Source organism: Staphylococcus caledonicus, from assembly GCF_016238465.1.
GTDB lineage: Bacteria > Bacillota > Bacilli > Staphylococcales > Staphylococcaceae > Staphylococcus > Staphylococcus caledonicus.
The window spans coordinates 40,277-66,184 of sequence record NZ_JABTXV010000001.1 but is presented as its reverse complement, the minus strand read 5'-3'; the positions used below and the strand labels follow the sequence as shown (position 1 = coordinate 66,184).

General features: G+C 33.7%; 23 protein-coding genes and 2 pseudogenes. 9 read left to right on the top strand and 16 right to left on the bottom strand.

Features of this window, described 5'->3' with window-relative positions; translation table 11 throughout:
• Positions 1 to 633, bottom strand: a complete 633-nt coding sequence (gene hxlA, locus HS848_RS00300; protein ID WP_107507214.1) for a 3-hexulose-6-phosphate synthase — start codon at positions 631 to 633, stop codon at positions 1 to 3.
• 316 nt (positions 634 to 949) lie between these two features.
• Between hxlA and HS848_RS00295 the strand changes: the two genes are divergently transcribed.
• The 3 genes from HS848_RS00295 to folE2 are packed head-to-tail and all read left to right on the top strand — an operon-like array spanning position 950 to position 2,883.
• A complete protein-coding gene (locus tag HS848_RS00295) occupies positions 950 to 1,312 on the top strand; it encodes a YojF family protein (protein ID WP_198610854.1) in 363 nt (120 codons plus the stop codon).
• A gap of 13 nt (positions 1,313 to 1,325) precedes the next feature.
• A complete protein-coding gene (bshB2, locus tag HS848_RS00290) occupies positions 1,326 to 1,991 on the top strand; it encodes a bacillithiol biosynthesis deacetylase BshB2 (protein WP_198610853.1) in 666 nt (221 codons plus the stop codon).
• A gap of 13 nt (positions 1,992 to 2,004) precedes the next feature.
• Positions 2,005 to 2,883, top strand: a complete 879-nt coding sequence (gene folE2 / locus HS848_RS00285; RefSeq protein ID WP_107507217.1) for a GTP cyclohydrolase FolE2 — start codon at positions 2,005 to 2,007, stop codon at positions 2,881 to 2,883.
• 141 nt (positions 2,884 to 3,024) lie between these two features.
• Here the strand turns inward: folE2 and HS848_RS00280 are convergent, their stop codons facing one another.
• The 7 genes and pseudogenes from HS848_RS00280 to tadA all read right to left on the bottom strand — a co-directional run bounded on the left by HS848_RS00280 (position 3,025) and on the right by tadA (position 11,705).
• Positions 3,025 to 4,326, bottom strand: a complete 1,302-nt coding sequence (locus HS848_RS00280) for an MFS transporter (RefSeq protein WP_198610852.1) — start codon at positions 4,324 to 4,326, stop codon at positions 3,025 to 3,027.
• A gap of 304 nt (positions 4,327 to 4,630) precedes the next feature.
• Positions 4,631 to 6,247: a poly(glycerol-phosphate) alpha-glucosyltransferase gene (locus tag HS848_RS00275; protein WP_198610851.1), complete on the bottom strand. Its 1,617-nt coding sequence runs from the start codon at positions 6,245 to 6,247 to the stop codon at positions 4,631 to 4,633.
• 127 nt (positions 6,248 to 6,374) lie between these two features.
• Positions 6,375 to 6,491 (bottom strand): annotated as a pseudogene (locus HS848_RS13130) (LPXTG cell wall anchor domain-containing protein); the annotation flags it as partial.
• Between the two features lie 240 nt (positions 6,492 to 6,731).
• Positions 6,732 to 9,239, bottom strand: a pseudogene (locus tag HS848_RS00270) (SdrD B-like domain-containing protein); the annotation flags it as partial.
• A 392-nt stretch (positions 9,240 to 9,631) separates the two neighbouring features.
• The gene (locus HS848_RS00265; RefSeq protein ID WP_107507860.1) at positions 9,632 to 10,198 is read right to left on the bottom strand and encodes an NADPH-dependent FMN reductase; all 567 of its coding nucleotides are present in this window, start codon (positions 10,196 to 10,198) and stop codon (positions 9,632 to 9,634) included.
• A gap of 21 nt (positions 10,199 to 10,219) precedes the next feature.
• Positions 10,220 to 11,089, bottom strand: a complete 870-nt coding sequence (locus HS848_RS00260) for a Cof-type HAD-IIB family hydrolase (protein ID WP_198610849.1) — start codon at positions 11,087 to 11,089, stop codon at positions 10,220 to 10,222.
• Positions 11,090 to 11,231: 142 nt separating this feature from the next.
• Entirely contained in the window at positions 11,232 to 11,705 is a 474-nt protein-coding gene (gene tadA, locus HS848_RS00255; RefSeq protein WP_198610848.1) for a tRNA adenosine(34) deaminase TadA, read from the bottom strand.
• Between the two features lie 63 nt (positions 11,706 to 11,768).
• On the opposite strand from tadA, the gene HS848_RS00250 reads away from it, so the two are divergent.
• On the top strand, positions 11,769 to 12,386 hold the full coding sequence (locus tag HS848_RS00250) for a deoxynucleoside kinase (RefSeq protein WP_198610847.1): 618 nt from the start codon (positions 11,769 to 11,771) through the stop codon (positions 12,384 to 12,386).
• The gene (locus tag HS848_RS00245; protein ID WP_198610846.1) at positions 12,379 to 13,044 is read left to right on the top strand and encodes a deoxynucleoside kinase; all 666 of its coding nucleotides are present in this window, start codon (positions 12,379 to 12,381) and stop codon (positions 13,042 to 13,044) included. Before HS848_RS00250 ends, HS848_RS00245 begins: the two co-directional genes overlap by 8 nt.
• 196 nt (positions 13,045 to 13,240) lie before the next feature.
• On the opposite strand, the gene HS848_RS00240 is transcribed toward HS848_RS00245, so the two are convergent.
• The gene (locus tag HS848_RS00240; protein ID WP_198610845.1) at positions 13,241 to 13,942 is read right to left on the bottom strand and encodes an HAD family hydrolase; all 702 of its coding nucleotides are present in this window, start codon (positions 13,940 to 13,942) and stop codon (positions 13,241 to 13,243) included.
• Between the two features lie 178 nt (positions 13,943 to 14,120).
• Here HS848_RS00240 and HS848_RS00235 point away from each other — a divergent pair, with 178 nt between their 5' ends.
• A complete protein-coding gene (locus HS848_RS00235; protein WP_198610844.1) occupies positions 14,121 to 14,450 on the top strand; it encodes a winged helix-turn-helix transcriptional regulator in 330 nt (109 codons plus the stop codon).
• Positions 14,451 to 14,558: 108 nt separating this feature from the next.
• Positions 14,559 to 15,062, top strand: a complete 504-nt coding sequence (locus tag HS848_RS00230) for an SRPBCC family protein (protein ID WP_198610843.1) — start codon at positions 14,559 to 14,561, stop codon at positions 15,060 to 15,062.
• A 298-nt stretch (positions 15,063 to 15,360) separates the two neighbouring features.
• Here HS848_RS00230 and HS848_RS00225 read toward each other — a convergent pair whose 3' ends face one another.
• The 4 genes from HS848_RS00225 to HS848_RS00210 all read right to left on the bottom strand — a co-directional run bounded on the left by HS848_RS00225 (position 15,361) and on the right by HS848_RS00210 (position 20,532).
• Entirely contained in the window at positions 15,361 to 16,602 is a 1,242-nt protein-coding gene (locus tag HS848_RS00225) for a Fic family protein (protein WP_198610842.1), read from the bottom strand.
• A gap of 370 nt (positions 16,603 to 16,972) precedes the next feature.
• A complete protein-coding gene (locus HS848_RS00220) occupies positions 16,973 to 17,497 on the bottom strand; it encodes a tubby C-terminal domain-like protein (protein ID WP_198610841.1) in 525 nt (174 codons plus the stop codon).
• Between the two features lie 625 nt (positions 17,498 to 18,122).
• Positions 18,123 to 19,199, bottom strand: a complete 1,077-nt coding sequence (locus HS848_RS00215; RefSeq protein ID WP_198610840.1) for a branched-chain amino acid aminotransferase — start codon at positions 19,197 to 19,199, stop codon at positions 18,123 to 18,125.
• 376 nt (positions 19,200 to 19,575) lie between these two features.
• Positions 19,576 to 20,532 carry an NAD-dependent epimerase/dehydratase family protein gene (locus tag HS848_RS00210; RefSeq protein ID WP_198610839.1) on the bottom strand — a complete coding sequence of 319 codons (957 nt, stop codon included), beginning with the start codon at positions 20,530 to 20,532 and terminating at the stop codon, positions 19,576 to 19,578.
• A 286-nt stretch (positions 20,533 to 20,818) separates the two neighbouring features.
• Between HS848_RS00210 and HS848_RS00205 the strand changes: the two genes are divergently transcribed.
• Positions 20,819 to 23,218: a 5'-nucleotidase C-terminal domain-containing protein gene (locus HS848_RS00205; protein WP_198610838.1), complete on the top strand. Its 2,400-nt coding sequence runs from the start codon at positions 20,819 to 20,821 to the stop codon at positions 23,216 to 23,218.
• Positions 23,181 to 23,546, top strand: coding sequence for an LPXTG cell wall anchor domain-containing protein (locus HS848_RS00200; RefSeq protein WP_198610837.1), 366 nt, complete (start codon positions 23,181 to 23,183; stop codon positions 23,544 to 23,546). Before HS848_RS00205 ends, HS848_RS00200 begins: the two co-directional genes overlap by 38 nt.
• A gap of 133 nt (positions 23,547 to 23,679) precedes the next feature.
• Here HS848_RS00200 and HS848_RS00195 read toward each other — a convergent pair whose 3' ends face one another.
• From HS848_RS00195 to HS848_RS00185, 3 genes are all read right to left on the bottom strand, one after another.
• On the bottom strand, positions 23,680 to 24,639 hold the full coding sequence (locus tag HS848_RS00195) for an ornithine cyclodeaminase family protein (RefSeq protein ID WP_198610836.1): 960 nt from the start codon (positions 24,637 to 24,639) through the stop codon (positions 23,680 to 23,682).
• Positions 24,640 to 24,947: 308 nt separating this feature from the next.
• Positions 24,948 to 25,367: an NUDIX hydrolase gene (locus tag HS848_RS00190; RefSeq protein WP_198610835.1), complete on the bottom strand. Its 420-nt coding sequence runs from the start codon at positions 25,365 to 25,367 to the stop codon at positions 24,948 to 24,950.
• 11 nt (positions 25,368 to 25,378) lie between these two features.
• Positions 25,379 to 25,885, bottom strand: coding sequence for a GNAT family N-acetyltransferase (locus HS848_RS00185; RefSeq protein ID WP_198610834.1), 507 nt, complete (start codon positions 25,883 to 25,885; stop codon positions 25,379 to 25,381).
• Between the last annotated feature and the right edge of the window lie 23 nt (positions 25,886 to 25,908).

Sequence of the window (25,908 nt, the reverse complement as noted above, 5' to 3'; positions counted from 1 at the left end):
TTATTTACCTTCAATCGCTTCACGACATTGTTTAGCTGCTTCTACAGGGTCATCAGCATTGGCAATACCGCCACCGACAATAACTAAGTCTGGGCCTTCTGCCACAATGTCTTTAATAGTGTCTGGTTTAATACCACCAGCTACAGCTACTTTAGAATTTTTAATTACAGATTTTACAGTACGTAAACTATCTAATGGTGATTGACCTTCTGCTTGTAAGTCATAACCAGTATGCACTGCAATATAGTCAGCGCCCATTTCATCTAATTCTTTCGCACGTTGTTCTAAATCTTGAACTGCGATCATATCTACTAATAATTGTTTATCATGTTTATGTGCTTCTTCAACTGCTGCTTTAATTGAAGCATCTTCTGCTACACCTAAAATAGTAACGACATCTGCGCCAAATTTAATTGCTTGGCTAACTTCATAGTCTGCTGCGTCCATAATTTTAAGGTCTGCTAATACTTTTGCATTATTAATATTTTCATTTAAGTGTTGTACTGATGGTAAACCTTCATTAATAACGATAGGTGTACCGATTTCTACGATATCTACATATTCCTCAACTTTTTTAGCTAATTCTGCTGCTTCTTCTTTATTTAATAAATCGATTGCTAATTGTAATTCCAATGCAAACATCCTTTCGATGAGTTGAAAGATTGGCTATTAATTATTTACTCTAGAAAAAATAATTAACGCTACTCAACCTCAACACTCTAGTTTTTTTCTTTCACATTTCATAGTGTACCCATTTGGCCACATTTTAAACGATACCGCTTTTTTAAGTTCATATCGTTTCGTTTTTCTTCATATTATTAAAGCAAATCATCTTATTTTGACTAAAAATACAATTTTTTATAAATAAATTGAGCAGAGATATACAATTCATCCATTCTTTTTAGTAAAATAAATAGATAAACACATTGAATGGTTGCAAGGAGTGAAAGTGTTGGAACTCATTAACGCTGAAGAAGTACAACGATTATTAACATCATTCGAAAATAAACCTGTATTCTTACACGTTGAAACGACTAATGGTGCATATGCTAACCATTTCGATCAACGTGTCTTTAATGCGGGAACATTTTTAAGAAATATACAAGTAACATATGAACATGCGCAACTTAAAGGCGAAGACAAAGATCCCTATCGAGTTGGTCTAAAACTTCGCGATGGCGGTTGGGTCTATGTTCAAGGATTAACTCATTATGAAATAAATGATGATAATGAGTTCTTAATTGCAGGATTTAACTACGAAGGACAATTGGCTGCTACACTCGAAATTAGTGAAAAGCCATTTACAGTATAGAGGAGGCTTATTCATGAAAGATGAAAGACACGTGTTAATGATATTTCCACACCCTGATGATGAGACCTTCTCATCAGCTGGCACGATTGCAAGCTATATCGATAATGGCGTCCCAGTCACTTACGCCTGCTTAACATTAGGTCAAATGGGACGTAATTTGGGAAATCCCCCTTTTGCGACAAGAGAATCGTTACCTGATATTCGCGAACGTGAACTTGAAGAAGCGATGAAGGTAATTGGTATTACTGATTTACGCAAAATGGGATTACGAGATAAAACCGTAGAGTTTGAGCCCCATGATCAAATGGACGCTATGGTGAAGAATTTAATTGAAGAAACAAATCCTTCAGTTATTATTTCTTTCTATCCAAAATTTGCAGTCCATCCAGATCATGAAGCTACAGCCGAAGCAGTAGTTAGAACTGTTGAACGTATGCCAAAAGAACAACGTCCAAGATTACAACTTGTGGCATTTAGTAATGATGCACCTGAAGTATTAGGTGAACCAGATATTTTAAATGATATTAGCCAATATAAAGAACTGAAAATGAAAGCGTTTGAGGCCCATGCATCTCAAACCGGTCCTTTCTTACAACAACTTGCTAGTCCTGAAGTTGGTGGAGAAACACAAAGTTTCTTAGATGTTGAACCTTATTGGACATATCATTTTGAATCTTAAGGGGAGGTAAATGATGACTGAATTTGATTTATCCACACGCGAGGGTCGTTGGAAACATTTTGGCTCAGTTGACCCAGTTAAAGGTACAAAACCTACAACTAAAAGTGAAATGACAGACTTGCAAAGTACTCATAAGAATTTTTTGTTTGAAATAGAAGAAGTTGGTATTAAAAATTTAATTTATCCGGTTAATATCGATCGTTTCCAAACTGCCGGTCGTTTTAGCTTTTCAACAAGTTTAAATAAAGATGAAAAAGGCATTAATATGAGCCGTATCTTAGAAAGTGTTGAAAAGCACTACAATAATGGTTTAGAACTCAATTTCAACACACTTTATCAAGTATTACGTACGCTTCAAACGAATATGAACCAAAATTCTGCCGGCGTTGATGTTTCTGGAAAATGGTTCTTCGACCGTTTTAGCCCTGTGACTAATATTAAAGCTGTGGGCAATGCTGATGTAACGTACGGTTTAGCGATTGAACAAGATAAAATAACACGTAAAGAAATTACAATTGAAGCAAGTGTGACAACATTATGCCCTTGTTCTAAAGAAATTAGTGAATATTCTGCGCATAACCAACGCGGTATCGTGACTGTAAAAGTCTATTTAGACAAAGATAATGATGTAGTTGATGACTATAAAGATAAAATTCTAGACGCCATGGAAGCTAATGCAAGTTCAATCTTGTATCCAATTTTAAAACGTCCAGATGAAAAACGTGTAACTGAACGTGCATATGAAAATCCTCGTTTCGTTGAAGATTTAATTCGTTTAGTTGCTGCTGATCTAGTTGAATTTGATTGGATTGACGGCTTCGACATTGAATGTCGTAACGAAGAATCTATCCACCAACATGACGCATTTGCGAAATTAAAATATAGAAAATAGAGTGTTTTAGGATAATTATTTATTAAGTTTCGTTAATCATTTTCTACATGCGCAACTTATAAATATCCTTATCTATTCTAAATTAAAAAGCAGTCGTCTCGGAGAATACGAGACAACTGCTTTTTATAATGTATAAAATTATTAATGCTTTGCCATCCTTTTCTGTCCAGGTTTAACAAAACTCATCGCTACAATACTGATGATTGAAGCAATCACTGCAGAAATAAACATTGATGAATAACCGAAGCTTGCCACTAAATAACCTGTTAATGTAGGTGCAATTACGGTTGCAGAATTAACGAAGAAGTGAGTAATCCCGCCATATGTACCTGTTTTATTCGGTGCCGTATCAATGATAACAGACCAATAAACACCATTAGGTAAAAAGATAAAGGCATTACCTATCATCATCAATATCATGATAGCAACAATACTATGTGTAAATGGAATAATTAAAAAACAAATCGCTGCACAAATCATGCCACCCATCGCAAAATAGGATCTTGCTATACGCAGGCTACCTGTTTTTTCACGAAGCCAGTCAGAGATATGACCACCGAAATAAATCGTAAAACATGCACCGATCCACGGGACCATTCCTAAATACCATAATGAATGAATTTCAAAATGATACTCATCTTGTAAATATTTAGGTGTCCACGTCAAAATTAAAAAGTTAACATATTGAAAGCCAAAATAACCAAACATATTTCCAACCAATGTTGGACTTTTAAAGAAGTGATACCATTTTTCGTTTTTTACCGTTTCAGTTTCTATTGTCTTTTCATCATTTAAGCTATTAGTAATCGAACGAATTTCATTTAATTCTTCTTTTGAGACACGCTTATTATCTTCTGGGTAATCAGTGAACACAAAGGCCCATATCACAACCCATACTAAACCTAGCGCCCCTAAAATAATAAATAATAATTTCCAACTCGCTATTGTTAAAAATCCAGAAACGATAGGTGCCGTAATTAAAGCACCGAGTGGCACACCAATTAAACCTAGCGCAGATAATAAACCACGCTCTTTTGGTGCCGCCCAGTTTGCATTTGTTTTACTAATAATTGAAAATACTGGCCCTTCAGCTACACCAAACAGAACTCTTAGAATACCGAAACCTAAGATGGCTGAACCACCGAATAATGCCATACCTAGCTCCCCAGCAAATGCCATCGCTATTTCAGTAATAGACCATGCTGTCCCTGCAATAATCCAAACGAATTTAGGACCCCTTTTATCAGCCGTTAACCCGCCTACAAGAGAACCAAACATATATCCATATCCGAAATAACCAAGAATCTTGCCCCAAGCTATAGTGTCAAAACCATATTCGCTTATAATATCCTTTTGTGCATATGAAATTGCGCCTCTGTCTATGTAATTAATCATAGTCATAATAATAATCATGACAATAATAAAGTAACGATACTTTTTCATTTTTATTCCCCCGCCCTTTGTTGAAAAGTTACTTTACCTCATCATTTTACCATATTTTTTGAAAGCGCTACCAAAAGTGTAGATAGTTTTTGACAGAAGTTAAAATACACTTTATGATAACGCGACCAATAGAACTAGAAGGAAATTAAATTAAAAAATATTTACATATTAAAATAGAAGAAATTAGCACATTAAAGCGGAAGAAATCAACATCTTATTATAGAAAAACTAGAGCACCTATTAAGTGCCCTAGTTCATAAAAATATTTGGTTAACTATTAAAGTTATAAGTCCAATATTAACTTTTACTTTTTAAATGCTTTTTGGTATTGAACGTAACCAGAAAGATAGTGTTCAATATCATCAATTCGAACGCGGTAACCATGATGTTTAATAAAGAAACTTCCTAAAATTTTAGCTGGATTTTTAAAATACATCGCAATTTCAGGATAGAAGAACCCTGTCCGTTGATGTTTCGCTCTAGAATGAATCACGTCAATAAAATATTGTTCATCAATTAATTGTTCAACCAATGCTTCGTGGCCTGTAGCTTTCGCTTTTTGAATTAAGTTATACGTTGCCATTAACATTTCTAAAAACGTAGGGAACGTTGTATCACGTTGTTCTATATATTCTAAGTGACTATTTACGTTTTTAATACCGAACTCGAAATACTTGGCTTGAGGGTTAATTTGGACTAACTCATTTGTACAATATCCAAGCCAGTGATCATGATATTGCCAATAGTCTTGATCAATAAATCGGTCCATTAAATGCTCGACAGTCGTTAACCAAGAGGTATTTTGATCTTGTTGATACAAACGTAAAAGCGCTAAAGCTGCCTCCCCATCATAATAGATGATTCTAAATTGTTCTTTTACTGATAAATCTGGATAGTTTAATATATGTGTCGTTTCAAATGTATCTTTATCAATCATCGATAAAATGCCATGTGCGACTTTTTGTGCATATTCTAAATATCTTTGATTAGGATGATGTTTTAAATATTCACATACTGCGAAAATAAATGACGCATTTTGGCCTAATTTAATTTCATTGATATCTTCTGTATCGTCAAAAACATAGGCTTTGCCATCTTGTTCAAAGATATAGTGGTCGATAATATAATCGATTGCTTTTTCCACTGGCTGTATATCTTGACCTAAATAGTCTAATCCTTCAATTAAGGCATACGTCGATGACGAATGTCTTAAAATATTATAGAAATTAATTTCATTATCAAAATGCGGGAAATAGCCATATATATATCGACCATTATCTTGAATCATATTTTGGAGAAAATGACTGCTCTGCTCAATTAAATGATCGATTTCGGTATGTAAATCATTAACCATTCTTAAGCCTTTATCATAGCCTCTACCGTGTAATTCAAATACTTCCCCATCGTCTAACATGAAGCCTTTCGTATAAAACTTGATGACTTCTTTTTCGTTATAAAAATCGATCGTAAACCCTTTATTGTGTGTCGTGTATTTTCTAAGATAATTATTGATATTTTGTTCAGATATATATAACTGCTTCCCATTCTTTTCCGGACGAACAAAAGCGTTCGCATTAATCTCTTCAGATAACACGGCGAAGTTCCATTGATTATCAAACGCAATCCCGTAATCGATATAATTGCGTCGCGTATGAATTAATTCGTCTTTTAAATCTTTAAATAGCACTTTTTCAGTTGATTGAACAAGATCCAACTTAATCCATGTAGGATATGCCCCCGTTTTCTTTTTAAATTTCAATCCTAATTTAGCGATATCTTGTTCAATATAGGTAGTTTTTTTAAATAATTTTACCTGAGCTTTAGCATGAGGTCGGCCAATACTAACAAAAATATAATTATTAATTGAAGTTTTCTCTTTTACCTCAGATAAAAATTTTTTAATTTTATTTTCAAAATCCATAAATTCCTCCGTAATATTTATTACTTTAACTTAATAAGTTATACATATATATCATATTACTTAAAATAAAACCAGGCCTAGTAAGAGGCCTGGTTTTTCACTTTCACATTTATGAAAGTTTAAAAGATTATTTTTCTTCATTATCTTTCTTACGACGTCTACCTGTTAAGAATAACGCACCTACTGCCGCAAATAATGAAGCGAATAATGTACCGTTAGTTTGGTCATTATTACCAGTGTCTGGTAATGATTTATCGTGATTATTATTTACTTTTTCATGACTTCCATTATGACTATGGTGATTGTAATGATCTTTTTCCATATCTGAGTCTGCGTCGGCATCGGCATCGGCGTCAGCATCGGCATCGGCGTCTGCGTCGGCATCGGCATCGGCATCGGCGTCAGCATCTGCATCGGCATCTGCGTCTGCGTCAGCATCTGCGTCAGCATCTGCGTCAGCGTCTGCATCGGCATCGGCATCGGCGTCAGCATCGGCATCAGCGTCTGCGTCTGCGTCTGCGTCGGCATCGCCGTCTGAGTCATCTTTATAGAATCCACTATCCAATGTCATATCATCTTCGCCATTAATAGTTACTGTCACAGAACTTCCATTTGAATCTAATGATTCATCCCCAACATTTACTTTCGTAGGTGTGTAACCAGCTGGAGTTTCAAAAGTAACTGTATATGTTTCTCCGTCGTATAAATTATCAAATTCATAGTATCCATTTGAATCTGTTCTTACTGATTTAGTTGTACCATCTGGATATTTTAAAGTTACTTTTACACCGCTAATTGGTTTTTCATTACTATCTGTACCTTGGATGCCATCTTTATCTACATCTTCCCATACATAATTACCAATTTTATAAAGTTTTTCTGGTGTTTCAGTTCCACTACCGCCACCACTATCATATGTTGATAAAATAGTGTTAGTGTAACCTGCCCATGATGCGTTTCCATTAGAATTTAATGTAGTCATCCTTACACCTTGTTGGATAGATAAATCATCTTCAGCGCCAGGTGTAAAACCACTGACAACTTTAACTACATATGCAGAATCGATATCTCCAAAATCAATATTCGCCATATTTCTAGCATAATTTTTATCTATATTGAATGAATCAGTCACATCTTCATATTGACTGTAATCAAAGATTTTATTACTTTGTGGTAAATCTTGGTCATTTCTAACTTTATAAATTTTAATTTCAGTATTATCATCTATGATCGTACTGCCCTCACCAGTGTAAAGGCCTCCATCATCATATACACCACCACTTTTAATTAATAAAGAAGTACCATTTGCATTTAATTTAAGTGGGTTAACATAAACTGTCTGCTCAATCTTATTATTATCTAAATCTAGATTACTAAAAATTGATTCAACATTAGAAGCATCTTGAACAATTGGATCTTGATAATCGACATCTATTTCTTTATTAACCGTTTTTCCAGCTGTTCCATAGGATAAGTTAATTGTTTTTTCATTTGGTACATCTTTTTTATCGATATATGAATTAGTTTCAAGTCTCGCAGTTACATTTTCATATTTATCTACATAATCTGTAAATGTATAAGTTGATGTTTTATTAGCTTCATCAAATGTACCTGTCGCAATTATTTCGCCTGATGGATCAACAATATCTACTGGGTTATAATCTTTAGTTAAATCTGAAGGAATAGTATTTGGATCATATTGAACCGTCATTGTATCTCCAGATTTCACAGCGTCATCGACTTTAAATGTTGACGTGTAAACAATACTTTCTCCATCATGAGCTTGAATTGTATCATCATTACGTTGACCTTCAGTTATTGTTTGACTAGTTACCGTAATTAAGTTGTCTACGTTAGTACCTGCTTGTTCAGCAGCTAATTTGTTAACTGCTAAACGGTTAACAACTCTTGGTGTGGAGGCCATCGAACGTGGCGTTGCATAATTTGTTTCTGCATCTTTTCTATTTGAATCAGTTTGTACTAAAGCTCCTAATAATTCATTTTCATTTAAATTATTATAATCTAAATTTAATTTATCTACGTTAGCTTTAGCTTCATCTGATGAAACGTCATATGTACTCGCTACATAATTAGTTAATGCGGCTTTTTTATCTTTTTCAGTAGTTGCATTTTCTACATTGCTAACTACTTCATTAATATTTTCAGTAGATACACTTTGTGGCGCTTCTACGTTATTTCTTCTTTCTGTTGAAGGTTGTTCTGTTGTTGCTTCAGTTGTTTTCTCTTCTGTTGAAGGTTGTTCTGTTGTTGCTTCAGTTGTTTTCTCTTCTGTTGAAGGTTGTTCTGTTGTTGCTTCAGTTGTTTTCTCTTCTGTTGAAGGTTGTTCTACTGTTGCTTCAGTTGCTTTTTCTTCTGTTGAAGACTGTTCTGTTGTTTTCTCAGTTGCTTTCTCTTCTGTTGAAGGTTGTTCTACTGTTGCTTCAGTTGTTTTCTCTTCTGTTGAAGGTTGCTCTGTTGTCTCCTCAGTTGCTTTTTCTTCCGTTGAAGGCTGCTCTGTTGTTTCTTTAGTAGCTTTTTCTTCTGTTGAAGGTTGTTCTACTGTTGCTTCAGTTGCTTTTTCTTCTGTTGAAGGTTGCTCTGTTGTTTCCTTAGTGGCTTTTTCTTCTGTTGAAGGTTGTTCTACTGTTGTTTCAGTTGCTTTTTCTTCAGTCGAAGGTTGCTCTGTTGTCTCCTCAGTTGCTTTTTCTTCTGTTGAAGGTTGTTCTACTGTTGCTTCAGTTGCTTTCTCTGATGTTGAAACTTGTTCTGAATTTGCGTTAGTTTCTTGTGAAGCTATATTTTGTGATGCACTCTCTTTTGAAACACCTATATTGTTTTGATTACTTTCGCTCTCTGTTTGGTTAGTTTCAGCGGCTTTTGCTTCATCATGTCCTGCACCAAAAATTAAAGTTGCACCGACTAAAATTGAGGCTGTTCCAACTGTGAATTTTCTTATCGAATATTTATTTTGTTTATTCGGTAGAAAATCCAATCTTTTCTGTTTTCTTTTTTTTAAATCTAACCACTCCTAATTAATAATTAAAATAACTCCACCCTGAAGAAATTACATAAAATATTTAAATAGTTTATGTATTATTTATGTTGTATAAATTCAAACATGAATAATTTAAATGCTATTTAAATACAAATATAATATACCATATATGTAGATTAAAAAAATAAGAAACAATAAAAAATAATGTAAATTATGCTAAATTTATTGATATATCAACTAAAAATATTCCAAAAATAATTGTCTAACCAAATTTTAAATTTAGTATACTAAAACATACTTTTTATAAAAAACAAAAAAAGAGCGGTATTAACCGCTCTTCAGATTAGTTTCTTCTATTATAATTGTGTTTATTAGTATAATTAATTTTTTTATTTTAAATGTTCGTATGGGCTATTATTCACAAATGATACGATTTGATCAACAAATAATTTCGCACGTAACTGGAACTGTTCATCATCTAAATAAAGCGTTCCATCGTCTAATTTATTGTAATCCGAATCATGCGTGGCGATTTGAGTAGGTACAGCGATGCCTAACAAGCTTCTAACAATAACACGTAAATGAGATAATGGTTCTGAACTTACAATGCCACCACTATTACCAATAAGACCGATTGGTTTCATTTTAAAATAATCCATGTTGACGTGGTCCAAAGCATTTTTCAAAATTCCGGAGTAAGACCCATGATAATTTGGCGTACCAAGCACTAAGAAGTCCGCTTCCATTACTTTATCTTGAAAATCTTTTGTATTGGCTTTTACTGTATCAGTAGAATGTGTCGTACCTGAAAAATCTAACTGATTTAATGGTCTTTCTGCTAAATCATAAATATCTACATCTATATCATGGTTATCGAATTGTCCTACTAAGTATTTGGCTAATGCGTTAGTATGTGAACCTACTTTAGCACTACCTACAATAATAAGTCCTTTCATTTTTCTATAACACCTCTTAAATTATTTATTTTCTTCATTTAATAATTTCATAATTGCTTTGCCGACACCGCTATTTTCATTAGTGTCTGTAACCAATTTAGCATTGGCTTTCACTTCTGGCATAGCATTTTCCATAGCAACCGGATAACCAACGCGTTCTAACATCGAAACATCATTTAGATTATCACCTAACGCCATTACATCTTTAAGATCTATATTCAACTTATCCGCAATGGTTTCAAGGGCTGTCCCTTTTTGCGCATCAAAATGTGTAATCTCTAGGTTTCCTCGTGATGATGAAGAAATTGCTAAACTCGGAATAGTAGAAAGTTCATTTCCAATGGCATTAATCTTATCGACATCTGGATTAAAGGCAAGCACTTTCATAATTAATTCGCCCGGAATATCTTCAATATCTTCATAACTATCTACTACTTTTAAAGTGCCATTCTCAATACGCTTTTGAATTCCTGCTTTTATCTTTTCAACATCCGCTTCTTGACCAGCTTGTTTAGCTATATCTAAGTAGATATCTAAATCACGTGTCGGATCTTCTGTATAAATTCCTCTATTTGTATAAATTTGATAGTAAACATCTTCTCTATTTAAAATTCCTTTAATACGTTGTACTAATTCATGATTTAAATTAGACGTACTCATAATGTTAAATGACTCATCACGCACTTCTGCACCATTTAAACATATGTATGGCACACTCAAGTCCGTCTCTGCTACCGGCGTATTAGCTTCATAGAACGCACGCCCCGTAGCAATCACGACAGTAATTCCTTGTGATTGCGCATATTTAATCGCCTCGATATTTTCTTGAGATATCTCATGCGCTGCATTTAATAACGTACCATCCATATCCGTTGCTATTAATTTAATCATCCAGTTACCTCGTTTCATTAACTTTATCTATCACAGTTTTTAATTTTTATTTTTTGAAAATGGGCATTTAAACAACCAACATATGTAGAATTCAAACTTATTTACCGTGTTTATTTTAACAAATTTATATCACTTTGTACGATTAAGTGTTTGATTTAGACTTTCTCGCTCGAAGTTCACGGAAGAATTGACGTAATAAGTCTCCACAATCCTTTTCAAGAATACCAGAAACCACCGTGGCTCTGTGATTAAAGCGAGGTTCTTCTACTAAATTCATTAAACTTCCGCTACAACCACCTTTAGAATCCATTGCGCCAAAAACTACACGAGGAATGCGACTCATTACAATAGCTCCAGCACACATGACACATGGCTCAAGCGTTACGTATAACGTGCACTCTTCTAAACGCCAACTTCCAACTTCTTTAGCTGCGCGTTCTATGGCAATATGTTCTGCGTGTGCAGTAGGTTGTTGGGCAGTTTCTCTTAAATTGTGTGCACGCGCAATTACTTCATCATTTTTTACAATAATCGCCCCTATAGGAACTTCTCCTAGTCGCTGTGCTTTCTTTGCTTCTGCTATAGCTAATTTCATATAATATTCATCATTTGCCATGTGTGTCCTACCTCACTTGTGATACAATACTCATTGTCTATTTTAACATTTGGAGATGTGATTATGAATAAACCATTTATCGCGATCGAAGGTCCTATCGGTGTAGGCAAGTCTTCTTTAGCTCACAAACTAAGCCAAACATTAAACTATTACGAAGAACGAGAAATTATTGATGAAAATCCATTTTTATCAGACTTTTACGATGATATTTCTAAATGGAGTTTTCAAACGGAAATGTTCTTTTTATGCAATCGCTACAAACAAGCCAAAGATATCGCCAAAATGACTCAAGGTGTGGTAAGCGATTACCATATATATAAAAATAAAATTTTTGCGCGAAATACGTTAGATGATACAGAATTTGATAAATTTGATCGCATTTTTAATATTTTAACCGAAGATATCCAAATGCCAAATATGATTATTTTCTTAGATGCTCATCTAGATGTTTTAAAACAACGCATCGCCAAACGAAATCGTAGCTTTGAGCATCAAATTGAAGATGACTATTTATTAACACTAAAACAAGATTACCTAGCTTTTTACAACTCATTAAGACAAAATGGCGAAAATGTGATTTTAATCAATACAAGCGAGATTGATTTTGTAAACAATGAGGCAGATTACGATTACATCTTAGAACAAATTAAACCTATGATAGGAGATATTGGAAATGAATAACTATGGACTACCTCAAAATGCGATTATCACCATTGCAGGTACTGTTGGTGTAGGTAAATCAACGTTAACACAAGCATTAGCTGATAAATTAAATTTTAAGACTTCTTTTGAAAATGTAGATCATAATCCTTATTTAGATAAATTTTATGATGATTTTGAACGTTGGAGTTTTCATTTACAAATTTATTTTTTAGCAGAGCGTTTTAAAGAACAAAAACGTATGTTTGAGTATGGTGGAGGATTTATTCAAGATCGTTCCATTTATGAAGATGTCGATATTTTTGCGAAGATGCATGAGGAGCAAGGAACGATGAGTGAAGATGACTTCAAGACTTATTCCGAACTCTTCAATGCGATGGTTATGACACCCTACTTCCCAAAACCAGATGCTTTAATTTATTTGGAATGTGATTATGACGAGGTTATTGAGCGTATTAAAGCCCGCGGTCGCGATATGGAAATTAATACTGATCCTGAATATTGGAAAAAACTATTTAAACGTTATGACGATTGGATTAATAACTTCAACGCTTGTCCTGTCGTACGCGTAAACATTAATGAATATGACATTCATCAAAATCCAGATTCACTTGATCCTATTATTGATAAAATTGCCCATGTAATTAATACCTATCGCAATGTTGATAATAGAAACTAAAACTATATGAAACCATTATTTTATTCGAAAGCTGAGATATTTATGTAAAAATGTCTCAGCTTTTATTTTTAGCAATAGTTGATTGAGGTGATAAGACGTTAAAACCTCACTTTTATCATTTCTATTCAACTTGATGAGGACAAGGCCGCAAACTCTTTAAAATAACATTAGATTTATGTCGCTGACCCTTGTTATATTATTTATTTTCAAAATGTGTTTTTAAGACTTCCGGTACACTGACGGCAGTTTCAACAATGACATCAGCATCTACAAGTTCTTCTTTTTTCGCAATACCACTTAATACTCCAATGGCTAAACCTAACTTCGCATTGACCTTCGTCTTCATATCATTATTAGTATCACCTACGATGACCACGTCTTCAGCTTTCACATCATAACTATCAAATAGTGGCTTGAGTACAGCCGGATTGGGTTTTTCAGCAGCATGTGCTTCCGTAGAAATAACGAGATCGAAAGCATCTTTTGAATTTGTAGCCTCTAGAAATTGTAGTGCCCCTTTTTTAGAGTCACTAGTCACGATACCAAGGTTGTAGCCTTCATTTTTCAAAGATTTAATCATATCGTAAACGCCATCAATCCAATTATTCTCTGGCACACGCGTATCGACTAAGTGCTGACTCGTGTTACGCGTCCAAGTTGAGACATCTTCGTCAGCAATGTTGTTAAATGCATCGACTATTTGATCCAGAGAGCCAGACCCCATTACTGATTCAGGTAAGATTGCATTATCCACGACACCTAATTGACGATGCGCTTCTTCTTTATTCTCTACAGGGAATTCATCTAAAAAGCTATCTACAAGGCGAAGACCAATCTTCTCCCAACTTTTATCGAATTCGATTAACGTTCCATCTTTATCAAATAATATCCATTTCATTACACATAGCACCCCTGAAATTCATGATTTGTAACTATTCTATTGTAATATACTCTTCTAAATATTTATAGATATTCATATTTATGACAAGCTTTTCTATTTTCAAAAATTATAAAATTATAAGATAATGTCCTTAATATAAAATGATGACTTTATCTACTTAAGTGAGGTATAAATGATGAAATATAAAGAATTTAATTGTCCTGTTGAAGCAATTATTAGTTTAATTGGCGGAAAGCATAAACCTATTATTTTATGGTACTTACTTGAAGAACAAACGTTACGCTACAATGAGCTACAAAAACGTCTTCCCCAAGCAACACCTAAAATGTTGAGCCAACAATTAAAAGAACTTAAAGAAGATGGTTTAATTGAAAAAGTGATTTATCCTGAGGTACCACCAAAAACTGAATATTTCTTAACGGACTATGGTTATACTTTAAAAAATATTTTAACTGAAATGTGTCAATGGGGAGAAGATTATATGGGGGATTATATAAAAAAATAAAGATGTGCAGTTACCAAAAAGAAAGTATCTTACTTTAAAGTGCCTTCTTCTCAATCTTAACTCACGATGATAGGATAAATTCATCAATAAAAAAGGACTGTGATATAAATGATGAATGCAATCCAATGGCCTAAAAAATGGTTACCTGGTTTAACTGATAATTTCGCATCAAACGAATTAATTATAAAAGAGTTAGAGTTTGATACCGTTGTGAAGAATTTAATTGATACTGCTCAATGGGAAAAATATTATGAAAATAGTAGTAACATCAATATTGAAAACACTGAATCTACCGAGTTATTCGATAATGCTAATTTCAAATTTGAAACATTCGGTTTTGGGATTAATGCGAAAGTCGAAGAATTTAATGTTGATTATACAAATCAAATAGCACGAATCGCTTGGCGAGGATGGAATGATGCGACAGGCGATGATTATTTAGAAGTTTATCATGCATGGTTAATAGAAACACTAGATCATAATCGTTTACGTATACTTACTCAAGAATCTCAATTAGGACATCCAGCAGTAGACTTAGCAAACGACCCAATCCACCCAATGATTAATGGCCACCAAGACTGGCTAAAAGGGTTGTATCAATTTTCAAAATAAATCATAAAAATTGCCCGTTAATGAAGTTTATATATTCATCGACGGGCAGTTGCTTTTTCTATTATCGTTAAGTTAATTATTTAGGTTCGCCATGTACTAAGATAGAACTTAAGAAATCGACTACTTTTTTAATGAAACCGAATACGTCTGTCACTTGATTTCACCTCTTTACCTATTAAACTTACAATTTTATTTTAATAAATTGGAAGAGAAATAGAGTCTTTATGCTTAGTTGATTATTGGTCATGCGTACATGTAATTTTTTGTGGCTCACTTCTTGCTTCATTGCCTAATTGTGTTAAGTGTACTGCTTGGGATTAAGTGAAAGCAATTCTTCTATATAACTTTCTTTTATTTCATATACCACAGGATTGCTTTTTAATTTAATCAATTTATCTTCAAACTTCACAATCACTTCATTTACTTTGTTTCTTGAACACTCGATAAGTTCTGTAACCTCTTTAATAGTTATTCTCGAATATTCACTGCCAAACACTTTATCTTGCAAGAGTATAAATAGAACGTTAAATTCATATTTATTTTTCGCAATATACTCTAATGATTGAGCCAATCTTGTAATAATCTCTATATTATTTTTAAAGCTTTCAATGATATTATGTTGCCCTTCAATTAATAATTGCAACATGTCATTAATGAATTGGGTTAGCTCCCCTTTATTGAAATAATCAGATGTTTCTTCAAATGATTTATAATATTTATTTTTATTATTATTTACTACATATGAAAACGTAAGTGCTGTAAAGGGATCCAAATTATCATTTAATAATTTAGCCAAGATATAACGTCCGACTCTCCCATTCCCATCATAAAATGGATGAATGTATTCAAACATATAATGGCTAGCCATTATTTTATAAATAGCCGGTGCATCGTAATGCTTAATAAAACTCAACAATTTCGTTAAATATTCGTAAATTTCTGGTTCTGTAAACTCGTTTCGATGAACCCACTTGCTTTTTGAATTATCATATACGCCTATGGATTGTTTTCTAAACATTTCTCCGTCAGGTAAGTCTTTTTCTTTAATTTCACTCGAAACAATAGAATCGAAAATTTTGCGAATATCACCCACAGAATTTAACTCCACGTTACGATTTTCAATCATAATATACTGGTTAACAAGACCATCGAAACGTTTATTTTCTCCTTTTACTTTATTAAGTGACGCTGCTATTTCTTGCTTAGTAATTTTAATACTCTCTATTTCATTTGTACTTTGTAATTCATTTATCAATAAACATCTGAGATAAAATTTTCTGGCTAATGGAGTTATAATCAAAGAAAATTGTTTTATTCTAGCAGTATTATTAAGGATACTTTCTAAATTTAATATTAATTCTTTATTGAGAGTAAAAAATAATGGATAATTAATATGCCTCATTGGGTTTTCATCTTGTATTGGATGAATAATAAATTCAGTTACAAACGATGAAAAATCTTTTACCCTTCTACTATACTCAACTTCAAATTTTTCCCAGCCAGACATATGAAAGAGTTTCTTGAGTGTTTTATATTCCAAAGATGTTAGTCCTTTCATACATTTTTACTATTTAAAATAAGATAAATATATAGCCGCCCCTACTAAAAATATAGCAATGATGCCATGACCTACTAAATTTATAGTAATCTGCTTTCTATTCATGTTGTCTTTATTATTCATTCTTCTATAATTCAAGTTATAAAATAATGTGCAAATAATTGCATATAGTATTACGAAGATTAAGCCCAATAACAATGCTACATAAACATTCAAGTTAACCATCCTTTATGTAATCTTATTTGCCACAAATATAACATAGTATAGAGAACTCAATTATATAAGTGTAAAAGCGACAAATTTAAACACATGATTTCTTAGTAGATTAAAACACTTTTAATAATTATTAGCTTTAGCCACTAAATAAATAACTGTGAAATATTCCTATAAATAACAACTCATATTCTTTCATTTCCTCATCTAGTAATTCAAAATAAACAGTAACAGGAATAGCAATATCACTTTTACATTTAGCAATCTTTTGTTGTTCTTCATTAATTATATATGCCCAGTCGTTTGAGCTATTATCTAATCTATACTGTTTATTCATTAGATAAAAATTAGCTTCTTTGAACGAATTTAGTTTATTTTCATTTGTTAATTTAAAAGTGAATTTCTTGGTTTTATGTGTGATAAATTCTATATTAAAGTGTTTATATTTAAATGGACTTATTTGATTAGACTTAAATACTAAATTGTTGTTCTTAGTATATACTTTAAAATTATTGAAAAATTTCCCTTCACCTACAAAATCAATAATTCGTGTGAAAATATTAGAATAATCTTTTTGCACATACCCGACTACCTTCTCACTATCTTCATCTATTATTTTTAACGGCCTAGTTGAGAAATTATTATAAATTTTATATTTATACATTTTAAAAAATCCTTTTTATATAATTAGCGTATGAATATTTTTGTACAAATCCACCCTATTAACATAACTATAACAAAAGCCAATAACGGCAAAAACACAAAAAATAATCCCATTATGCTAACTCCTTTTTAACTTTATACTTTTACAATAGCATAATAAATAAACTATTTGGAGATTCTAATTAAGCCACTTTAGTAATCTATTTCTAAATAGTTCTTTTAGATTAAAGGTGATTAAATTTTGATAATTTATATTTAACTATATTATTATAAAATTAAATCTAACTGCGAGGTGTCTATAATGAAATATAGAATAAGTGCTGGCGTTATATTCTTAATTATAATTATTATATTTACCTTTTTTATTCATCCTATGATTGACTTAAATAATCAATTACTAGATCTGGTATATGTAATAACGTTATTTACAATTGGCTCAATATTAGGTTATATTGGCCGTCGTTTAGATAATAAATAGTTCACATAAGCACTTTAATTTTATAGGCATCAAATTTAATTTTGTTGTTAGCCTTTACGTCTTCAAAACGTAGTCATTTACAAAATTCATCACAACTAAAAAACTAGAATCCTCAACATTTCAAGGATTCTAGCTTAATAAGTGTTTATTATTTATATTCTGGAACGACTACTCGCCAACCGTGTTTATCTTCTAATTTACCGCTTTGGATACCTGTATACGTATCGTATAATTTTTTAGTAATTTCGCCTGGTTGGTCGTTATTAATTACGATTTCTCTATCTTCATATTTTAAAGTACCTACTGGTGAGATAACTGCTGCTGTACCTGAACCAAATACTTCAGTTAATTCACCTTTGTCGTATGCTTCGAATAATTCATCGATTGAAACTTTACGTTCTTCCACTTCATAACCAAGTTCTTTAGCTAACTCGATGATTGATTTACGAGTGATACCTGGTAAGATACTACCATTTAAAGCCGGTGTTACAAGTTTGCCATTTTCAACGAAGAAAATATTCATGCTTCCCACTTCTTCAACGTACTTACGTTCTACACCATCTAACCATAATACTTGATCATAACCTAATTTATTCGCATTTGTTTGAGCTAATAAACTTGCCGCATAGTTACCTGCTACTTTAGCAAAACCTACGCCGCCACGTACAGCACGTACATATTCATCTTCTACATAGATTTTAGTTGTTTTTAATGTGTCTCCGCCGTAGTAAGCACCTGATGGAGATAAGATGATTAATAATTTATATTGATGAGATGCACGTACACCTAAAATACCTTCAGTCGCGAAAACGAATGGACGGATGTATAATGATTGACCTTCGCCTTCAGGTACCCAATCACGTTCAACATCTACTAACTGTTTTAGTCCTTCTAATAATAGCTCTTCATCGATTTCAGGCATTTCCAGACGATCTAAAGAATTATTAATACGCTTGAAGTTTTGATCTGGACGGAATAACACTACTTCGCCCTCATGTTTATAAGCTTTTAAACCTTCAAATACGGCTTGACCATAATGAAGACCTTGCGCTGCTGGCGACACTTCAAATGGCGCATAAGGAACGATTTTTAAATCATGCCAACCTTTTTCGATATCATAGTCGAAACTTAACATATAATCTGTAAAATACTGTCCAAACCCTAAATTTCCTTCTGGTTTATCTTTAAGTGTTTCGCGTTTTTCAAATTTAACTTTTTCTGTCATGATGAAAGCCTCCTAAATATTTCCTAGATAATAGTTAACTTAAATTATAGCAACCTCATATTTTCTATTCAATAAGTTTTCTAAAAATTCAAACTAAATCCTCATTATGTACCTCTTCTTACTAAAATAACATACTTTATAAGCGATTAAAGGGTTTTCACATTTCGAATTCTTATTTTTAATTTTGAAAATGGGCATCCGACCAGTGAGCAACCATATCTTTATTACAAAGATACCATATATTTTCGAAAAGCTTAGCACTATTCGATAGTCATCATTACAACCATTCGTTACTATTACTTCATTTTGTACCAATAAAATCAAAAATACCAACAAAGTCATTTACTTTGTTGGCATATACTTTATCGACACGTATTTATTTATTGCGTTCTTTTTCTTCAATTGCGTGTAACATTAACTCAGTCATTTTAGCTAAATCGTATTTAGGATCAAAGCCCCACTCTTTACGAGAATAACTAGTATCAATATTGTCTGGCCAGCTATCAGCAATCGCTTGACGTGCAGGATCCACTTCATAATCTAATGCGAAATCAGGATAATGTTTTTGAATTTCCGCTTTAATCATTTCCGGTTCAAAACTCATTGCACTTAAATTATAACCATTACGTGTCACAAGTTGATCACTATCCGCTTCCATCAATTTAATAATCGCATCAATCGCATCATCCATATACATCATATCCATATACGTATCTTTCGCGATATAGCTTGTATAACGACCTTGTCTTACCGCTTCAAAGTAAATTTCAACCGCATAATCCGTCGTACCGCCACCTGGTTCTTTAACATGTGAAATCAATCCAGGGAATCTCACACTACGCGTATCCACGCCAAATTTCTTGAAGTAATATTGGCATAATAACTCACCAGCAACTTTATTCACACCATACATTGTAGTTGGCTGTTGAATAGTATTTTGTGGCGTATCTTTCTTCGGCGTTGAATCCCCAAACGCACCGATAGAACTTGGCGTAAAGAAATGTAACTCATACGTTCTCGCAGTTTCCAACGCATTCATTAAACCGCCCATATTTAAATCCCACGCTAATAAAGGATTCTTCTCAGCCGTCGCAGATAATAACGCGGCCATATGCATCAACGTATCCGCTTTGAAATTCTCAACAATCGCCATCATAGCTTCACGATTCGTTACGTCCAACACTTTAAACGGACCATTATTCACCGGTGACCCCTCTTCCGGCTCTCTAATATCCGTCGCTAACACATTATCATTCCCATAAATCTCTCTACATTTTAAAACCAACTCAGTCCCAATTTGGCCAAGCGCTCCAGTAATTACGATTCTCTCCATCATAAAATCTCCCTTTGTGTGTGTATAATATAACATTGTCCTTCTGAGGTATACATACCCCTTCTTTACACGCTCATTATAATATAAAAGCGCTTTCTTGTATACATACAAAATACATACATTTTACTTTTCTTTATTTTTGAAAAGTCAGAGATACTTATCCTACAAAACGTTTTATTTATTAAAAATTTTTAAATTTCTCGTAAATAATCCATCGAGCAAGCTTTATATAGAAAGAGTTATGCTAAGATAAAATTGTAAATTTTCATAAATAAAGGAGGCCAATATGAAGCAATATTGTATTTCATTTCTATTTATCATTCTAATCACATTGGGTATCGCATCCGGCACAACGTATGCGGCTGAGTTGAACTCAAACGAGTCACATGATACTGCCACATTAGCGACGAGCCCGACGACTTCATCTACATCTAAAGCAACGACAACATCAGAAAGTGTATCAGATGAACCCTCTACACAGGCAACTTCTGAAATACCATCTCAATCCAATGATGCAGATAAGTCATCAGAGACAGTACGCCAAGAGGCCAAACCTACACATGCAACTCCAACATCAACAGAAAAAGCAACAACTCAAGCTACATCGAATCAAAATAACGTAGCTATTCAAGAAGCGCCGACACATGAAAAAACCACTTCCAATTCTACAGAACCTAATAAGCAACTCGGTACGGAAGATACGCTAAGTGCCACATCTACAGATAATGTACAAGCAGCACATCATACCACGAAGGCCGACGTTACTTCTCAAAATAAAGGTACGGTACAAACGTCACAAGCATCAACGCAACAACCAAAAGAACATGATTCTACTCAATCAACACATCAAACACTTTCTGCACCACAAGAAAGTAACAACACTAATCATACAACTCAAAGCATCGCACCACCTAAGAAATCAGAAAAGACTTCATCAAATACAACAACGACACATACAATTTTACATACAAATGATATTCATGGCCGTTTTGTAGAAGACGAAGGCAGAGTAATCGGTATGGCCAAACTTAAAGGACTGAAAGATAAATATCACCCAGAATTAATGGTCGATTCTGGCGATGCCTTCCAAGGTTTACCGGTATCTAATAATTCCAAAGGCGAAGAAATGGCAAAAGCGATGAATAGTGTCGGTTATGATGCAATGACTATCGGCAATCATGAATTCGACTTTGGTTATAATCAATTACTTAAATTACAGAAACAACTTAATTTCCCTATGATATCATCTAATATTTATAAAAATGGGAAACGTGTTTTTGACCCTTCAACGATTATTACTAAGAATAACGTGCGCTACGGTATCGTTGGCGTGACTACGCCCGAAACAAAAACCAAGACATCTCCTACTTCAGTAGAAGGCGTAGAATTTAAAGACCCATTGCCTAGCGTGTCACAAGCAATGAACATGATTAAAGATAATGTCGATGTATTCGTCATCTTATCGCATTTAGGTATTGATAAGTCTACAAAAGAACAGTGGCGTGGAGATTATTTAATCGATCAATTAACGAAGAATGGCTCATTCAAACAACCTATCTTTGTTTTAGACGGTCACTCACATACTGTTATCGAACATGGTAAACATTATGGTGCCAACAATATACTTGCCCAAACTGGAACTGCACTTGAAAATGTAGGCCGTGTGGATTTTAATTTTCAAAATGAACCAACAGCATCACTCATCAATGTAGCTGATACTAAAGATGTGGTGGCCGATTCGCATATCGCAGCTCAAACTAAGAAAGCAAATGACGCATTCCTTAAAGAAACCTCCACTGTCGTTATTCCTAATAATACAGTGACCTTAAATGGAGAACGTGAACTAGCACGTACCCAAGAAACAAATTTAGGAAATTTAATTACTGACGCTATGGAAGCCTATGCAACTAAGAATTTCTCACATGCCCCCGACTTCGCAATTACGAATGGTGGCGGAATTAGAGCTTCTATCAACAAAGGGAAAGTTACAGAAAATGACATTATTACCGTATTACCTTTCGGCAACTTAATTTCTCAAATTAAAGTGAAAGGTTCAGATGTTGAAAAAGCTTTTGAACTCAGTTTAGGGTCACGCACTGACACACAAGACGGTAAGACAGTATTAGCTGCGAATGGCGGCTTCTTACAAGTATCTGACTCAATTCGCGTTTACTTTGATATTAATAAAGAAGCTGGCCATCGTGTGAATGCCATTAAAGTTTTAAACAAAGATACGGGTGCTTATGAAGATTTAGACCCTAATCGCACATACTACGTCACTACCAATGACTTTACGGCTAATCAAGGGGATGGCTACGAAATGTTTGGTGGCGAACGTGAAGAAGGCATTTCATTAGATGCGGTTGTCGTTCAGTACATGAACAGTGCTGATTTAAGCAAGTATGACACTACTGAACCTGTACGTATCATTAATGGCGAACCTGAAGCAAATACTCAACCTAGCACACACGCCGAAGATACTAACCATCAACCAACTACTGATAATGGAGATGGTAAAGTTATTCAATTCCCTACTCCACATAAGGAACAAGATCATCCAGCAGTAGAAGTCATTGCGCATACTTCCGCTTCTTCTGAAAACGGAACATCTAAAGGGTATGATTCTCATAAAGCTAATGTCCCTAACCATGGCACAAAATATTATCCAGTTTCCAAGTCAACGTAAAGATGGTGCTATCTCAAGTTATCCTCAATGTGCTTTAGCAAACCATACTACGATGCCTAAAATGCCAAATAAACAAGTTACTGAAGTTATGGATGATTGCGCAACTATAAACACAGATTCAAATCTATTAGTATCACAAGCGTCTTATTCTAATATCGCTAAAAATACTACAAATATGCTAAATAAGGATTATTATGGCTCTAAGCATCACAATATATCACAATTACCTAACACTGGTAAAAACAATACGGAACATGACATTGCGATATTACTTGTAGTTATAGGAGCCGGCTTAGTCTATTCTCGTAAACGTAAAAAGTCCGCATAAGTCATAAAGTCTAAGAAATTAATATCTCATACTAAAGAAAAGAGCCTACGCGCTAAATATCTTTGAATGAATATAAAAGCCCATAAACGAACGTTAGGATGTTCGTTTATGGGCTTTACTTTATTATTTACATTTATTGGTTATTCTTTTCTAATGCTTTTTTATAGAAATAGTTAGCCACTACAATATCTACAATTGCTAGTCCTACTGATTTAAATAACGTTACTTCTTTATCATCTTCACGTCCTGAGATTTTACCTGCTACGATATTACCTAATTCGCCGTGTAATGAGTTTTCAGTAAGTATACCCTCTTCTTGTGGTACTTTTAAATCTCCCGTTTCTTCCATCGCGGCTTCAGTAGATTCAACGACAATTTTATTTGCAACTAACATAGATTCGGATGGGAGTTCCTGCATTTCAGGTTTGAATGAACCTACTGCATTGAGATGAACGCCTGGTTGTAGTGAACGAGAATACACAGGTTTTGAAGAATTTGTAGCTGTTACAACAACATCCGCATCTTCCATAGCATCGTCCGCTTCATCAAATACTTTCGTTTGCACGTTATATTCTTCAGCTACGTTACTAGCTAACTTCTCAGCGTTCTCTTTAGTCCGGCTTGAGAAATGTACAGTATCAATATTTCTCACTGCCATAACGGCTGCAATAAGCCCTTCAGCTTGGTCGCCAGCACCAATGACACATAATGTTTTAGCATCTTCCCGCGCTAAATACTTAGTAGCTACACCAGAGATAGCACCAGTACGTATTTTAGTTAGGTAACTACCGTCTAACACTGCTAATGTTTCTCCCGTTTCATAATCACTTAATAATACAGAACCTGTAATAGTTTTCTTACCTTTTTTTGGATTATCTGGCGCAAAAGTGACCGTTTTAATTCCTACAATTTTGAGTTCATCTGAGAGTGCTGGCATTACTAAATATCGATTCTCTTCGTTAAATGGTAAGACGTAACGAAGTGGTGTTTCTGTTTTACCTTCTGAATATGCTTTTAATGATTGTGCTACTTCATCTATCACTTCTTCCATATTCAATAACTGTTGTTGATCTTGTTCATTTAACACTAGCATGTAAGTTCCTCCGTTTATATATTTAGGTTTATTACTTATTTATCCTAGACTATTCTTAATAAATTAGAATTTAAATATAACATTTTAAACGTGAAAATATTAAGTTAATGTATTTAATATGTTAATTCAGTATTGTACTAAAGTGAAAATGATGCTATCTTTATTTTATAAATAAAAAGCTTTCAATTATTGAAAAGCCTTGCGATTTCATAACCTTATGAAACTATTTATAAACTTTTGACGCTATGAGGTTAGGATAGAAATCTGAGATATTATCGAAGATTTCGTAGTCCTAATCTCATTTTTTGTTAATCTACATACCCTTCATCATAGTAAGTCGCTTTATTTTCCAAGAAAGTATTTAAACTATGATGATAATAGATTAATTTCTCATCTGCTTCTTCTACGGTTACCCAACGTAGCTCTGAAACTTCATCTTTCATCTGTATCTCTGTTATATAATCTTCCACTGTAGCCTTAAACATAATAAAAAGTGTGTGGACGCCCATTTGATGTGACTTACCTTCATTAATACTGATGATATCTCCAATAGTTGCCGTTAAGCCAGTTTCTTCCATAATTTCACGTTTAATCGCTTCGATTAATGTTTCACCTTGTTCAACCTTGCCTCCCGGTAAAGACCATCCGCCGCCATCGGTATTATGAACAAGTAGCACTTTACCTTCGTTATTTTGAATTAACGCATATACAACTTTCAATTCTTTCATTATCTTACCCTTCATTCATTTGGAATTACAAAACGCGATACTAGATGACCATTCTTCTTTGTATAAGATTCAATCGGATAGCCTCCACAACTTGTAATCACTGCTTTAGAAGCTTCATTTTTAGGGTTACATGTCATTAGAATCTTATCCACTTTCAACTCTTTTAGGATATGCATCGCCTCTTTTAACATAAATGTCGCAATCCCTTGTCCTCTATTTGACTTAACTACACCATAACCTACATGACCGCCTATATTAGTTAAACGTCGATTTAATTTATTACGTATATTAACTGCACCAACAATTTGCTTATCTTTGAAATAAAACAATGTCGTGCTAGGCACCCATCCTTCCTCTACTTCTGTCTTATTTAATTCATCTACCATATTTTCAAAAGACGCGTATTGAGCTAAATCCGTATTCGAAGGTACCACTGTTTCTTGATGGTTATACCATTCTTGGATATATCGTCTAAAAGCCGATTGATCACTATACTTCAATTGTCTTAATTCCGTCATAAGCATCATCTCTTTCGCTTAAA

Coding starts and splice junctions, on each gene's coding strand:
- HS848_RS00250 (WP_198610847.1), top strand. CDS start 11,769: ATGAATAAACCATTTATCGCGATCGAAGGTCCTATCGGTGTAGGCAAG.
- folE2 (WP_107507217.1), top strand. CDS start 2,005: ATGACTGAATTTGATTTATCCACACGCGAGGGTCGTTGGAAACATTTT.
- bshB2 (WP_198610853.1), top strand. CDS start 1,326: ATGAAAGATGAAAGACACGTGTTAATGATATTTCCACACCCTGATGAT.
- HS848_RS00185 (WP_198610834.1), bottom strand. CDS start 25,885: ATGACGGAATTAAGACAATTGAAGTATAGTGATCAATCGGCTTTTAGA.
- HS848_RS00190 (WP_198610835.1), bottom strand. CDS start 25,367: ATGAAAGAATTGAAAGTTGTATATGCGTTAATTCAAAATAACGAAGGT.
- HS848_RS00260 (WP_198610849.1), bottom strand. CDS start 11,089: ATGATTAAATTAATAGCAACGGATATGGATGGTACGTTATTAAATGCA.
- HS848_RS00200 (WP_198610837.1), top strand. CDS start 23,181: ATGGCACAAAATATTATCCAGTTTCCAAGTCAACGTAAAGATGGTGCT.
- HS848_RS00215 (WP_198610840.1), bottom strand. CDS start 19,199: ATGACAGAAAAAGTTAAATTTGAAAAACGCGAAACACTTAAAGATAAA.
- HS848_RS00280 (WP_198610852.1), bottom strand. CDS start 4,326: ATGAAAAAGTATCGTTACTTTATTATTGTCATGATTATTATTATGACT.
- HS848_RS00210 (WP_198610839.1), bottom strand. CDS start 20,532: ATGGAGAGAATCGTAATTACTGGAGCGCTTGGCCAAATTGGGACTGAG.
- tadA (WP_198610848.1), bottom strand. CDS start 11,705: ATGGCAAATGATGAATATTATATGAAATTAGCTATAGCAGAAGCAAAG.
- HS848_RS00220 (WP_198610841.1), bottom strand. CDS start 17,497: ATGTATAAATATAAAATTTATAATAATTTCTCAACTAGGCCGTTAAAA.
- HS848_RS00195 (WP_198610836.1), bottom strand. CDS start 24,639: ATGCTAGTGTTAAATGAACAAGATCAACAACAGTTATTGAATATGGAA.
- HS848_RS00275 (WP_198610851.1), bottom strand. CDS start 6,247: ATGGATTTTGAAAATAAAATTAAAAAATTTTTATCTGAGGTAAAAGAG.
- HS848_RS00230 (WP_198610843.1), top strand. CDS start 14,559: ATGATGAATGCAATCCAATGGCCTAAAAAATGGTTACCTGGTTTAACT.
- HS848_RS00265 (WP_107507860.1), bottom strand. CDS start 10,198: ATGAAAGGACTTATTATTGTAGGTAGTGCTAAAGTAGGTTCACATACT.
- HS848_RS00240 (WP_198610845.1), bottom strand. CDS start 13,942: ATGAAATGGATATTATTTGATAAAGATGGAACGTTAATCGAATTCGAT.
- HS848_RS00235 (WP_198610844.1), top strand. CDS start 14,121: ATGAAATATAAAGAATTTAATTGTCCTGTTGAAGCAATTATTAGTTTA.
- HS848_RS00245 (WP_198610846.1), top strand. CDS start 12,379: ATGAATAACTATGGACTACCTCAAAATGCGATTATCACCATTGCAGGT.
- HS848_RS00205 (WP_198610838.1), top strand. CDS start 20,819: ATGAAGCAATATTGTATTTCATTTCTATTTATCATTCTAATCACATTG.